Genomic DNA, 12,704 nt, shown 5'->3' on the forward strand with positions numbered 1-12,704 from the left:
CCGGTCGTCACGCCGGTGGCACGGCCCCTTGCGATGATCAGACGAGCACGCCGACCTGGGAGTACCCGCGCACGGTGGAGGTGTGCTGGCGCACGACCCGATCGGGGTCGACCTGCCAGTCGGGGAAGCGGCGCAGGGCCTCCTCCAGCCCGATGCGGCCCTCCATGCGAGCCAGGGCGGCGCCCACGCAGAAGTGGATGCCGTAGCCGAACGAGACGTGGTGGGCGAACTGGCGCCGCACGTCGAACCGGTCGGGATCGGGGTAGACCCGCTCGTCGCGCCCGGCGCTGCCGGTGAGCAACAAGACCTTGGAGCCCTCGGGGATGGTCACGTCGTGGACGGTGACCTCCCGGGTCGTCCAGCGACCCTGCACCGGCGAGGGGGCCTCGAAGCGCAGCAGCTCCTCGATGGCGTTGGGGACGAGCTCGGGGTGAGCCACCAGGTCGGACCGCTGGTCGGGGTGCTCGGCCAGCAGGACGGCGGCGTTGCCCAACAGGCGCATGACCGTCTCGGTGCCGGCGGTGAACAACAGCAGCGTGAAGTCGGTGATCTCCGAGCGGGTGAGGCTGCGCACCTCGCCGTGCTCGTCGGTGATCTCGGCGTGGCAGAGCACGCTGATGAGGTCGTCGGTGGTGGGATCGGCCATGCGCCGTTCCACCAGGGCATCGAGGTACTCGTACAGCTTGATGCGGAACCCCAGAGCGGTCTCGTTGATCATGCCGACGCCGGGCTCGATGTGGAAGATGCCGTCGATGTTGTGGCGCTGCTCCTCGCGGTCCTCGTCGGGCACGCCCACCAGCCGGGCGATCACCCGAGAGGGGAGCTGGGCCCCGAAGTCCTGCACGAAGTCGAACCCGGTCGAGCCCACGTGCGGGTCGAGGAGCTCGGCGCACAGCCCACGCACCTCGTCCTCCATGGCCGCCATGCGCCGCGGGGTGAAGGCACGCGACACCAGGGCCCGGTGGATGGTGTGCTCGGGCGGGTCCATGAAGATGATCTGGCCGGTGTTGCTCAGGTCGGGGCCCATGATCTCGAGCACGGTGCCGTGGGCCGAGCTGTAGGTGCCCGGGTCGCGGTGGGCAGCCTCGACGTCGTGGAAGCGGCTGAGGGCCCAGAAGTCGAACCGGTCGTTGCGGTAGACGGGGGCCTCGTCGCGCATGCGCGTCCAGACCGGGTGGGGGTTCGTGTCGATCTCGGTGTCGAACGGATCCCAGTAGATGTCGCTCATGGATCAGTACCTGCCGTAGAGGAAGTCGACGGCCGGGGTGGCCGCCGGGAACGACCCGGTGGCACCGGCCACCGTGTAGCCGGCATCGACGATGATGGTCTGGCCGTTGAGGTAGCGCGCCGCGTCGCTGCACACGAAGGCGAGCACGTCGGCCTGCTCCTCGGGAGTGGAGGCGTCGACCCCGGCGGCGTCGCGGAAGTCCTTGCCGAACTCGAGCCACAGGTCCTTGTTGGCCAGGGCGAGCGGGGTCTCGGTGGGCCCGGGCAGGATGGCGTTGAGCCGGATGCCCTTCTGCAGCATGGCGAAGGACTGGCGGGCGACGTAGGCGCACACCGCCTGCTTGGACCACATGTAGTCGGCCGTGCCCGGGTGGGCCTCGACCCAGGCCACCGCGCTGTCGAAGTCGGGGGTGTCGAGGTACTCCTTCAGGCGCTCGAGGTTCTTCTCCCAGGCCAGCCCCGCCGACGACGAGATCATGCCGATGGCCGAACCGCGCCCCAGCATCCCGGCGTCGATGGCCCGGTCGATGAGGTGGCGGTGCCCGATGAAGTTGATCTTCTCGATGCCCGGCGTGCCGTCGGCGACGCCGGCGCAGGAGAAGAGCGCGTCGATGCGCCCGCCGCACTCGTCGACGGCGGCGTCGATGCCCGCTCTGTCGCGCAGGTCGAGCGAGATCGCCGTCACCCCGTCGAGCTCGACGGGCGCATGGTCCATGACCACGACCTCGGCCCCCAGGTCCTTGACCAGCTGCGCGGTGGCCGCGCCCATCCCCGTGGCTCCACCCACGACCAGTGCCCTCTTGCCGTCGTAGCGGTATGACGCAGCGCCCATGTCGCCCCTCTCGTGTTCTCACGGGCCGGGACGGCCCGTTCCCGGGGTCGGCCCACACGCCCGTTCCCCACGTCCGTATACAGTATGCGCTCCGACCGAAGGGTGCCGCGGGGGCGTCGCGCTCCCGGCACGAACCGGGCCCCGGGGCCCGAGGGGGAATGGACCACATGGGCGAGTTGTGGCACGAGGAACGCCTCTACATCGACGGTGAGCTGGTCGACGCCGAGGGCGGCAAGGTCTACGACAACGTGAACCCGGCCACCGAGGAGGTCATCGGGGTCGCAGCCGACGCCAGCGCCGCCGACCTCGAACGGGCCATCGCCGCCGCCCGGCGCGCCTTCGACGAGTCCGGGTGGTCCACCGACGTCGCGCTGCGGGTGCGGTGCCTGCGCCAGCTCCACCAGGCCATGGTCGAGCACCACACCGAGCTGGGCGACCTCACCATCGCCGAGGTGGGCGCCCCCCGGCTGCTCATCGACGGCCCCCAGTTGGCCACCCCCCGCGACTACCTCATCTTCTACGCCGACCTGGCCGAGTCCTACGACTGGTCCACCGACCTCGGCGAGGCCGACACCATGGCCGGCCGGATGCACCGCTGGGTCACCAAGGAGGCCGCCGGCGTCGTCGCCGCCATCACGCCGTGGAACTACCCGACCCAGATCAACATGGCCAAGCTCGCCCCGGCCCTGGCCGCCGGGTGCACCGTGGTGCTGAAGCCGGCACCGGACACGCCCTGGTCCGGTCTGGCCCTCGGTCGACTGGCCGCCGAGCACACCGACCTGCCGGCCGGCGTGCTCAACGTGGTCACCTCCTCGGACAAGGCCATCGGCGAGGTGCTCACCACCTCGCCCGCCGTCGACATGGTCAGCTTCACCGGCTCCACCGCGGTCGGGCGGCGCATCATGGAAGCGGGCGCCGAGACGATCAAGAAGGTGTTCCTCGAGCTGGGCGGCAAGTCGGTGCACATCGCCCTCGACGACATGGACGACATCGGTGCCGCCGTCGGCGGGGCCTGCTTCCAGGTGTGCACCCACGGGGGCCAGGGCTGCGCCACCACCAGCCGCCTGCTCATCCCCCGCGACCGCTACGAGGAAGGCGTGGAGGCCGCCGGGGCCCTCATCGCGGCGCTCCCCTACGGCGACCCCACCGAGCCCGGCAACATGACCGGCCCCATCGTCAACGCCGCCCAGCTGGCCCGCATCGACGCCATGGTCCGCCAGGCCGTGGCCGACGGCGCCCGGGTCGTCGTCGGCGGCGGCATCGCCGAGCAGTTCGACAAGGGCTTCTGGTTCCAGCCCACCCTGTTGGCCGACGTCACCAACGACATGGCCATCGCCCGCGAGGAGATCTTCGGGCCGGTGCTGGTGGCCATCGCCTACGACAGCGACGACGAAGCCGTGGCCATCGCCAACGACTCCGTCTTCGGGCTCTCGGGGGCGGTCGTGGGCGCCGACCGCGAGCGTTGCCTGGCCGTGGCCCGACGCATCCGCACCGGCACCATGGCCATCAACGGCGGCCTCTGGTACGGCGCCGACGTGCCCTTCGGCGGCTACAAGCAGTCCGGCGTCGGCCGCGAGATGGGTGTGGCCGGCTTCGAGGAGTACCTCGAGCAGAAGGCCTACGCCGAGCCCGCCGGCTGACGCCCGGCGGCACCACCGGGCCCTGGCCTGGGGGGGGGTGCCGTCGGCGTGGCGCACCGAGGCGGGGAGCGCGCGCCGACAGCGTTGTCGATCGAGTCGACACTCGCGCCGGCCGAGAACCGCCGCCACCACGCCGCCGCCATACCGTGGCCCGATGGACGATCCCGACCCCGGCGCCGGCCCCGATCCCGGCCCGTCGACCGCGTGCCGGGTGGCCGCGCTCGGCGGGTTGGTGGGGCCGGCGGCGTTCATCGGTGCCTGGCTGGTCGGCGGGGCCGTCGCCGGGGCGGGGTACTCCCCCGTCGACGACGCCATCAGCCGGTTGGCGGCCGTCGACGCCGACACCCGCGCCCTGATGACGGCCGGCTTCGTGGTGTTCGGCGTGAGCCTCCCTGCCTACGGGGTGGCGTTGGGCCGAGCCGTGCCCGGAGCGACCTGGGCCGGCGCGGCCGCGGCGGCAACCGGCTTGGCCACCCTCGGCGTGGCACTGACGCCGCTCGACTGCTCGACCCTCGTCGACCAGTGGCACGCCGTGTTCGCCGGCCTCGGCTACCTCACCCTGGCCGCCACGCCGCTGCTGGCGGCCCGGCCTCTGTGGCGCCGCGGACATCGGCTCCTCGCCCGCCTGGGCGTGGCCACCGGCGCCGTCTCGGGCGCGGCGCTGGTCCTGACCGCCACCGAGCTCCCCACCGGGGTCTTCCAGCGCCTCGGCCTCACCGTCACCGACCTCTGGATCATGGTGACGGCCGCCGCCCTCCTCACCGGTCGCGTGGGCCCCACCGCCTCGGCAGTGGCGCCCACCGATCCCGCCGAGCCGGCGCGCTGATCCGTCCGGGCGTCGGTCGGGGTCAGGGGATCTCGAGGACCAGCGCCGAGCCCATGCCGCCGCCGGCGCACATGGAGACCAGGCCTCGCGTGAGGCCTCGACGACGCAGCTCGTGGACCATGGTGACCACCATGCGGGCGCCGGTGGCGGCGATGGGGTGACCCAGGCTGCAGCCGCTGCCGTTGGTGTTCACGATGGTGGGGTCGATGCCGAGAGCCCGCACCGCGGCCACCGGCACCGAGCAGAAGGCCTCGTTGATCTCCCAGAGCTCGATGTCGCCGATGGCCATGCCGGCCCGCTCGAGCGCCTTGGGGATGGCCAGGGTGGGGGCCATGCCGGTGCGGGCCGGCTCGATGCCGACCGACGCCCACGCCACGATGCGGGCCAGCGGCTCGAGGCCGTGGGACGTCGCGTAGTCGGAGCTGGTCAACATCACTGCGGCGGCGGCGTCGTTGAGGCCGGCCGAGTTGCCGGCGGTGATGGTGAAGCCGTCGATCTCGGGGTGCAGGGGCTTCAGCTCGGCCAGGCCCTCGACGGTCGTGCCCCGACGGGGGTGCTCGTCGACGGCGAAGGTGAGGGTGGAGCCGTCGGGCTGGGGTGCCTCGACCGGCACGATCTGGCTCTCGAACCAACCGTTGTCGATGCTCTCGATGGCCCGGCCGTGGGTGTAGGCGGCCCACTCGTCGAGGTCGCGACGGGTGAGGCCGGCCTCCTTGGCGCAGTTGTCGCCCACGGTGATGGTCATGTCGAAGGCGGGGGCGTCGGGCGTCTCGCGGTGGCTGGGCGACATCCACGGCACGGGATCGGCGCCCAGACTGAGGCGCTTCATGGCCGACGGCGAGGTGGACAGGCTCTCGGTGCCACCGGCGACGGCCACCGAGTCCATGCCCGCCATGATGGAGCTGGCCGCGATCTGGATGGCCGAGAGGCCGGCGGCGCAGTGGCGGTTGTCGGCCAGGCCGGGCACGCCGGTCAGGCCCAGGTCGACGGCGACGTGGCGGGCGATGACGCCGCCGCCCTGGAGGGACTCGGCCACCACGATGTCGTCGATGTCGGCGGCGGGGACGCCGCTGCGCTCGATGGCCGCCCCCACGGCGACCTCGGCGAGCTGGAAGGCGTCGACCCCGATCAGCGAGCCCTTGCGGGCCCGGCCGATGGGGGTGCGGGCGGCACTGACGATGACGGCATCGGTGGCGGGCACGGCGGGCCTCCTCAGGCCTGTTCGAACTTGAGGCCGGTGGGCTGCAGGCCGAAGACCTCGCCGCCCAGGCGGGCGCCGAGCTTGGTGGCGTCCCACTTCTTCTCGTCGTTGGAGATGGTCTTCTTCTCGCGCCAGCCCTGCATCCAGATGAGGCGGTCGTCGAGCGAGCGGATGACCTGGCCGTTCACGTAGCCCGCCTCGTCGCTGGCCAGCCAGGCCACGAGCGGGGACGAGTTGGCCGGGTCCATCGGGTGGAACTCGTCGTCGCCGATCTCGTCGGGCTCGAAGGAATCGGGCATGCCGGGCATGGTGGCGGTGATGCGGGTGAGCCCGGAGGGGCCGACGCAGTTGCAGGTGACGCCCGAGCTGGCCAGCTCCTGGGCGAGGGTGAGGGTGAGGCCCACGATGGCGGCCTTGGCCGTGGCGTAGCTGGTCTGGCCGAAGTTGCCGGTGAGGCCGGCACCCGAGGTGGTGTTGATGATGCGGCCGTTGATGCGGTTGCCGGCCTTGGCCTGAGCCCGGAAGTACGTGGCGGCGTGGTGGCTGGTGGACCAGGTGCCTCGCAGGTGCACGGCCAGGACCTTGTCGAAGTCCTCGACCGGCATGTTCCAGATGGCGGCGTCGCGCACGATGCCGGCGTTGTTGACCACGATGTCGAGGCGGCCGTAGGTGTCGATGGCCTGCTGCACCATCTCGCCGCACTGCTCGTGGTCGGAGACGTCGCCGTAGTTGGCGCTGGCCTCACCGCCGCGGGCCTTCACCAGGTCGACGGTCTGGTCGGCGTCGCGGCCCTCGCCCTCGCCGCGCTCGCTGCCACCGAGGTCGTTCACGATGACCTTGGCGCCGTGCTTGGCCAGCTCCATCGAGTGGCCCCGACCGATGCCGTGACCCGCTCCGGTCACGATTGCCACCTTGCCGTCGAGCATGCCCATGTGCGTCGGTTCCTCCACCATCAGGTCATCAGGGGTTCGGATACCTTATGCAACACGCCGATCGGGGGTCACATGACGGACAGCCACCACACGAGCGACGGACGGCCACGGCCGCCGGAAGGTGACTGGCTGGGCACGCCCTTCCTGCGCTTCGAACGCCACGGCAGCATCGCTCACTGCGTGGTCGACCGCCCCGAACGGCGCAACGCCCTCACCGGGGCCATGTACTTCGGCATCCGCTACGCCATCGACCACGTCAACGCCGACGACTCGCTGGCTGGACTGTTGATCACCGGCACCGGCGACGTGTTCATCCCCGGTGGCGACCTCGGCGCCGACCCGGTGGACGACTGGGGCGGCCCCGGCTACCTCAGCATGGACAACACGCCCTTCGACGCCGTTCGCCGCTCCCGCAAGCCGGTGGTGTGCGCCGTCAACGGCCTCACTCAGGGCGGCGGCATGCTCATCGCCATGCTCGCCGACATCGCCGTGGCCAGCGAACACGCCACCTTCCGGGCGCCCGAGCTGTTCCGGGGCATCGCCGACACCGGCTACGCCACGTACCTCCCGGCCCAGATCGGCCCGGCCCGGGCCAAGGACATGCTGTTCACCGGCCGGGTGGTCGATGCCGCCCAGGCCCTCGACTGGGGCATCGTCACCCGCGTCGTGGCCCACGACGAGCTGATGGCCGAGGCCACCGATGCGCTCGAGTGGTGCTGTCGTTGCGCCCCCGACGCCTACGGCGAGGTCAAGCGCATCATCGGCGACGTCTACGGCCACTACGACAAGATGACCATGGAGAAGAGCCTGGCCGGCCCGGAACCGGTCGAGGGCTTCACCGCCTTCAAGGAGCGCCGCAATCCCAACTGGGTCGCCGAGGACATCCGCACCGACGGCCGCCTCTGACCCCCTGACCCTCCGACCCGCGGCATCGGCGAACCTGTCGGAGAAGAGCGCCCACAGGTAGCGCCGAAGTCCGACAGGTTCGACGAGGGTTGGCCGGCTAGGAGTGGTGGCGAGCGTCCCGGCGGACGGTACGCACGGCCAGGGCAGCGCCGGCGATCACCACGACGGCTCCGATGCCGAAGACGAGCGCCGAGACGAGCGGGTCGAGCCAGTCGCGCTCGCCACGCACGGCAGGGAGCGTGGCTCCTCCGTCGGCGTAGGTGCAGGTGCTCGGATCGAACAGGCTGTAGGCCAGTTCGCCGGCGTCGCCCTCGACGACCGGGCAGGTGTAGCTCGCCTCCACCACGGCCCTGGCGTGCGACGCCGCGCCGACGGCCACCAACAGCACGGCCACCATCACGATGGCCCCGACCTTGGCCCGGGTGCTCCACTCGATCGGCGATCCGAACGTCACCCGCCCATCCTGGTCGATGGGCGAGCGGCGCCCGACCGGGCCGACTCGCACACCTGCGGCGCCTGGGGCGGCCATGATCGGGGGATGCTCGTCAAGGCCTGCCTCAACGGTGCCCGCCGCCGCACCGACCATCCCGGCGTCCCCGTCACCCCCGAGGAGCTGGCCGCCGCCGGCCGTGCGGTCGTGGCCGCCGGGGCAGGTGCGATCCACATGCACCCTCGAGGCGACGACGGGGCCGAGAGCCTCGACGGGGCCGCCATCGACCCTGCGGTGGCCGCCGTGCGCGCTGCGGTGGACGTGCCCTTCGGCGTCTCCACCGGGGCCTGGTTCCTGCCCGACCCGGCCGACCGCCTGGCGGCGATCGCCACCTGGACCGAGCGGCCCGACTTCGCCTCGGTGAACATCCACGAGCCGGGTGCGCTCGACATCGCCGACGCCCTGCTCGCCAAGGGTGTGGGCGTCGAGGCGGGCCTGTGGCACGGCGAGGCCGCCGCCCTGCTGGTGGAAAGCGGCCTGGCAGAGCGCTGCACCCGCATCCTGCTCGAGCCGCTGATGCAGGACCTCGACGACGCCCTGGCCGCGGTGGCCGACATGGAGGCGGCCCTCGGCGACGTGGCCCCGGGCGTGCCCCGACTGTTGCACGGCTACCAGGCCACGGCCTGGGCGGTGGTCGACGTGGCCATCGAGCGGGGCTACGACACCCGCATCGGCATGGAGGACACCGTCACCCTGCCGGACGGCTCACTCGCCACCGACAACGCCCAACTGGTCCGCACCGTCGTCGGCCGCATCCGCTGAGCCGCTCAGTGCTGGGGGCCGTCACCGGGTTCGGGGTCGGCCCACTGCGGCTCGCGCTTCTCGGCGAAGGCGGCCGGGCCCTCGTTCTGGTCGGGGTGGCCCCACATCGACACCAGATCCTTGGCGCCGGCCCGGCAGGCGTCGGTGAGCCCCATCTCGAGCGCGCCCCACAGGGCGCGCTTGGAGGCGGCCATGGCCGTCGGTGAGTTCTTGGCGATGGTCTCGGCCAGCTCCTGGGCCCGCTCACGGAGGCGCTCGGGCGGATCGACGATCTCGCTGATCATTCCCAGCTGCAGGGCCCGCTCGGCGCTCATGCGCTCGTAGCGACCCATGAGGGCCATGCGCATGACCGCCTCGAACGGCATCTTGCGCAGCAGCCCGATGGCCTCGATGGCGACGACCTGCCCGACCGAGACGTGGGGGTCGAAGAACTGGGCGTCGGAGGCGGCGATGACCACGTCGGCGTCGGCCACCCAGTGGAAGGCCCCGCCGGCGCACAACCCGTTGACGGCGGTGATGACCGGCTTCTGCACGCCCTGGTGCCAGGCCGTGAAGTGCACGTCGAAGTTCTCCATGGAGTCGCGGTAGCGCTCCATGCCCACGCCGTCGGAGGCGATCTCGGAGACGTCGACGCCGGTCTGGAAGGCCCGGCCGTTGCCGGTGTGCACGATGACGCGCACGGCGGGGTCGCGGTCGAGCTCGAGCCAGGCGTCGGCGAACTCGTCGCGCATGGTGTTGTTCATGGCGTTGAGCTGGTCGGGCCGGTCGTTGATGAGCCACCCGACGGGCCCGTGGCGCTCGAGCTGCAGGCAGGTGTAGTCGGTGTAGGTGGCGTCGCTCACTGCGGGTCTCCGGTCGGTGCGTCGGTGGGATCGGTGTCGTGCGGGTCGGCGGGGAGCCCGGTGAAGGGCGCCCATCGGGCGGGGCGGCGTTCGGCGAACGCCTGCGGTCCTTCGTTCTGGTCGGGATGGCCCCACAGCGACACCAGGTCGCGGGCGCCCGCCCGGCAGGCGTCGGTGAGGCCGAGCTCGAGGGCTCGCCACAGCGCCCGCTTGGACACCGCCATGGCGGCGGGCGAGTTCTGGGCGATGGTCTCGGCCAGCTCCTGGGCGCGCTCCCGGAGGCGCTCGGCGGGGTCGACCACCTCGCTCACCACGCCGAGGTCGTGCGCCCGCGCCGCCGTGATGCGCTCGTGGCGACCCACCAGCGCCATGCGCATGATGGCCTCGAAGGGCGCCTTGCGGGCCAGGGCGATGGCCTCGTAGGCGGTGACCTGCCCGATGGAGACGTGGGGGTCGAGGAAGGTGGCGTCGGCCGCCGCGATCACGATGTCGGCGTCGGCGACGAAGTGGAGCCCGCCGCCGGCGCACGCCCCGTTGACGGCGGCGATGACGGGGGTGGCCACGTCGTTGTGCCAGGCCGAGAGCTTGAGCTCGGCCCGCTTGGTGCGGCGCGACTGCTCGCGCAGGGCCTCGGGGTCGCGGCTGAGCTGCACCACGTCGAGGCCCGTCTGAAAGTTGCGGCCGGCGCCGGTGTTGACGATGACGCGCACGTCGGGGTCGTCGTCGAGGACGCGCCACGCCCGCTCGAGCTCGGCCAGCATGGTGGCGTCCATGGCGTTGCCGGCGTTCGGGCGGTCGAAGACGAGCCAGCCGACCGGACCCCGTCGCTCGACGACGAGGGTCTCGAACGGCTGGTCCCCCACGGGAACGGGATCGCTCACCGTCAGCTCCGGGGGACGTCGCGCCAGGCGGCCCCCTGGTAGGGGTCGGGCTCGCGGGGCAGGCCCAGCACCCGCTCGCCGAGGATGTTCTTGTTGACCTCGCTGGTGCCCCCCTCGATGGTGTTGGCCCGGCTGCGCAACATGCCCTTGACCTCGCGGGGCAACGAGGCGCCGTACACGACGGCGGGATCGTCGTCGGTGCCGTCGGGCACGGTGCCCTCCCAGGCCATGGCCTCGGCACCGAGGAGCTCGGTGGCCAGGAGTTGGATCCGCTGGTTGAGCGAACCCTGGTGGACCTTGCCGATGGAGCTCTCCGGCCCTGGGGCCCGACCGGCCTTGACGGTGGAGCGGACCCGCTGGTTGGTCCACCCCCGGATGCGCTCCTCGCTCAGCACCCTCATGATCTGGTCGCGCACGACCGGGTCGTCCCAGCCTCCGGGCCGACCGGCCTCGCTACGCCGCCGGGCCAGCGCCACCAGCGACTCGGCCCCGGACCCGCCGATGCGATCGACGCCACCTGATCCCGAGCCCGACACCATCTGGCGCTCGCCCGACAGCGTGGCGTTGGCCACCTTCCAGCCGTCGCCGATCTCGCCCACCCGTTGGAAGTCGGGCACCCGGGCGCCGTCGAGGAACGTCTCGTTGAAGTCGATCTCGCCGGTGATGTGGCGCAGGGCCCGGACCTCGACCCCGGGCTGGTGCAGGTCGACGAGGAAGTAGGTGATGCCCTTGCGCTTGGGGGCGTCGGGGTCGGTGCGGGCCAGCAGCACGCCGAAGTCGGCGTTGTGGGCCCAGGTGCTCCACACCTTCTGGCCGGTGAGCACCCACTCGTCGCCGTCGCGTTCGGCCCGGCAGGCCAGCGACGCCAGGTCGGAGCCGGCTCCGGGCTCGCTGAACAGCTGGCACCACACCTCTTCGTTGCGCACCATGGGCGGGAGGAACCGCAGGCGCTGCTCCTCGGTGCCGTGGGCGAACAACGCGGGAGCAGCCAGGTTGAGGCCGAGGGGGTTGAGCCGGCCCAGGTTGTACGGGGCCAGCACCGCCTCGACCGCCCGGGCCACCTTCGGGGCCAGGTCGAGGCCGCCGTAGGCGACGGGCCAGGTGGCCACCGCCAGCCCCGAACGGGCGAAGGTGGGATACCACGACTGGTAGTCGTCGAAGCGACGCACCTCGCGGATGGCGGCCGCTCCGCCACGAGCCGACGCCTCCCGCCACGCCTCGGGCACGTTGGCCTCCACCCACGCCCGCGCCGCCGCCACGGCGTCGTCGAGCGACAGGCCCGCAGCCATGGCCAGCTCGTCGGTGGACACGCCGGGGGGCGGGTGCATCAGGTCGCTCATGTCATCGCCCTCGGTACTGGGGCTCGCGCTTCTCGGTGAACGCCTTCAGCCCTTCCTTGAAGTCGTCGCTGCGCGACGAGAGCTCCATGGCGAAGGCTTCGTCGTGGAGGTGGTCGTCGAGCGGGCTGGTGCGCCCGCTGTGCATCAGCCACTTGGCCAGACCCAGCGCCACGGTGGGGGCCTGGGCCAGGCGGCCGATCAGCTCCTCGGCGACCTCGTCGACGTCGTCGGTGGCCGCTGCGGCGTGCACCAGGCCCCAGTCGGCGGCCTCGGCGCCGTCGACCACGCGACCGAGCAGGATCATGTCGCGGGCGCGCACGTCGCCGATGCGTCGCGGCAGCATCCACGTGGCGCCGCTGTCGGGCGTGAAGCCCCGACCCACGAACGGTGCCCAGAAGCGGGCGTCACTGGCGGCCACGGTGAAGTCGGCGGCCACGGCCAGGTTGAGGCCGATGCCGGCGGCCCACCCCCGCACCATGCAGACGACCGGCACCTGGGTGCGCAGGATCAGGGGGATGAGGCGATGGGCCTGGGAGGGCAGACGCCGCTGGATGCTGCCGGCTCGGGGCCGGGGTGCACCCGCCGCGTTGCGCGACACGATGTCGAAGCCGGAGCAGAAGTGGTCGCCCTCCCCGGCCAGGACGATCACCCGGACCGCTTCGTCGCGACCGGCGGTGTCGACGGCGTCGATGAGCCCGGCCACCACGTCGTCGTCGAGGGCGTTGCGCTTCTCGGGCTTGGCGAAGGTGAGCCGCAGGACGCCGTCGTCGAGCGAGGTCACCAGTCCCGGGATGTCTGTGTCGTACGCACTCATGTGCACGTGTC

Annotated in this window: 13 protein-coding genes; 4 read left to right on the forward strand and 9 right to left on the reverse strand. The window is 72.0% G+C overall.

The features are described 5' to 3' along the window. Positions 1-37 precede the first annotated feature (37 nt). Complete coding sequence (locus LUW87_RS09475) at positions 38-1,228, reverse strand: cytochrome P450 (protein WP_232670931.1); 1,191 nt, start codon at positions 1,226-1,228, stop codon at positions 38-40. 3 nt (positions 1,229-1,231) lie between these two features. Next, positions 1,232-2,059 (reverse strand): SDR family oxidoreductase, encoded by an 828-nt coding sequence (locus LUW87_RS09480; RefSeq protein ID WP_232670932.1) that lies wholly within the window; start codon positions 2,057-2,059, stop codon positions 1,232-1,234. Between the two features lie 167 nt (positions 2,060-2,226). On the opposite strand from LUW87_RS09480, the gene LUW87_RS09485 reads away from it, so the two are divergent. Together LUW87_RS09485 and LUW87_RS09490 are read left to right on the forward strand one after the other, a co-directional pair. Next, a complete protein-coding gene (locus tag LUW87_RS09485) occupies positions 2,227-3,699 on the forward strand; it encodes an aldehyde dehydrogenase family protein (RefSeq protein ID WP_232670933.1) in 1,473 nt (490 codons plus the stop codon). 154 nt (positions 3,700-3,853) lie between these two features. Further along, positions 3,854-4,525, forward strand: a complete 672-nt coding sequence (locus tag LUW87_RS09490) for a DUF998 domain-containing protein (protein ID WP_232670934.1) — start codon at positions 3,854-3,856, stop codon at positions 4,523-4,525. A gap of 22 nt (positions 4,526-4,547) precedes the next feature. On the opposite strand, the gene LUW87_RS09495 is transcribed toward LUW87_RS09490, so the two are convergent. Both LUW87_RS09495 and LUW87_RS09500 read right to left on the reverse strand, forming a co-directional pair. Then, entirely contained in the window at positions 4,548-5,726 is a 1,179-nt protein-coding gene (locus tag LUW87_RS09495) for a thiolase family protein (protein WP_232670935.1), read from the reverse strand. Positions 5,727-5,737: 11 nt separating this feature from the next. Further along, positions 5,738-6,658, reverse strand: coding sequence for an SDR family NAD(P)-dependent oxidoreductase (locus tag LUW87_RS09500; RefSeq protein WP_232670936.1), 921 nt, complete (start codon positions 6,656-6,658; stop codon positions 5,738-5,740). Between the two features lie 72 nt (positions 6,659-6,730). Between LUW87_RS09500 and LUW87_RS09505 the strand changes: the two genes are divergently transcribed. Beyond that, a complete protein-coding gene (locus tag LUW87_RS09505; protein ID WP_232670937.1) occupies positions 6,731-7,564 on the forward strand; it encodes an enoyl-CoA hydratase/isomerase family protein in 834 nt (277 codons plus the stop codon). A 97-nt stretch (positions 7,565-7,661) separates the two neighbouring features. Here the strand turns inward: LUW87_RS09505 and LUW87_RS09510 are convergent, their stop codons facing one another. Beyond that, a complete protein-coding gene (locus tag LUW87_RS09510; protein WP_232670938.1) occupies positions 7,662-8,018 on the reverse strand; it encodes a hypothetical protein in 357 nt (118 codons plus the stop codon). Positions 8,019-8,102: 84 nt separating this feature from the next. On the opposite strand from LUW87_RS09510, the gene LUW87_RS09515 reads away from it, so the two are divergent. Next, positions 8,103-8,816: a 3-keto-5-aminohexanoate cleavage protein gene (locus LUW87_RS09515; RefSeq protein WP_232670939.1), complete on the forward strand. Its 714-nt coding sequence runs from the start codon at positions 8,103-8,105 to the stop codon at positions 8,814-8,816. Between the two features lie 5 nt (positions 8,817-8,821). Here the strand turns inward: LUW87_RS09515 and LUW87_RS09520 are convergent, their stop codons facing one another. From LUW87_RS09520 to LUW87_RS09535, 4 genes are read right to left on the reverse strand one after another with little or no spacing between them, the layout of a single operon-like run. Then, positions 8,822-9,658, reverse strand: a complete 837-nt coding sequence (locus tag LUW87_RS09520; protein WP_232670940.1) for an enoyl-CoA hydratase/isomerase family protein — start codon at positions 9,656-9,658, stop codon at positions 8,822-8,824. Next, a complete protein-coding gene (locus LUW87_RS09525) occupies positions 9,655-10,539 on the reverse strand; it encodes an enoyl-CoA hydratase/isomerase family protein (protein WP_232670941.1) in 885 nt (294 codons plus the stop codon). The genes LUW87_RS09520 and LUW87_RS09525 overlap by 4 nt, the downstream gene beginning before the upstream one ends. Positions 10,540-10,541: 2 nt before the next feature. Then, entirely contained in the window at positions 10,542-11,879 is a 1,338-nt protein-coding gene (locus tag LUW87_RS09530; protein WP_232670942.1) for an acyl-CoA dehydrogenase family protein, read from the reverse strand. Position 11,880: 1 nt separating this feature from the next. After that, positions 11,881-12,693, reverse strand: a complete 813-nt coding sequence (locus LUW87_RS09535; protein WP_232670943.1) for an enoyl-CoA hydratase/isomerase family protein — start codon at positions 12,691-12,693, stop codon at positions 11,881-11,883. Between the last annotated feature and the right edge of the window lie 11 nt (positions 12,694-12,704).

Source organism: Rhabdothermincola salaria (assembly GCF_021246445.1).
In the GTDB taxonomy this organism is placed as follows: domain Bacteria; phylum Actinomycetota; class Acidimicrobiia; order Acidimicrobiales; family Acidimicrobilacustridaceae; genus Rhabdothermincola_A; species Rhabdothermincola_A salaria.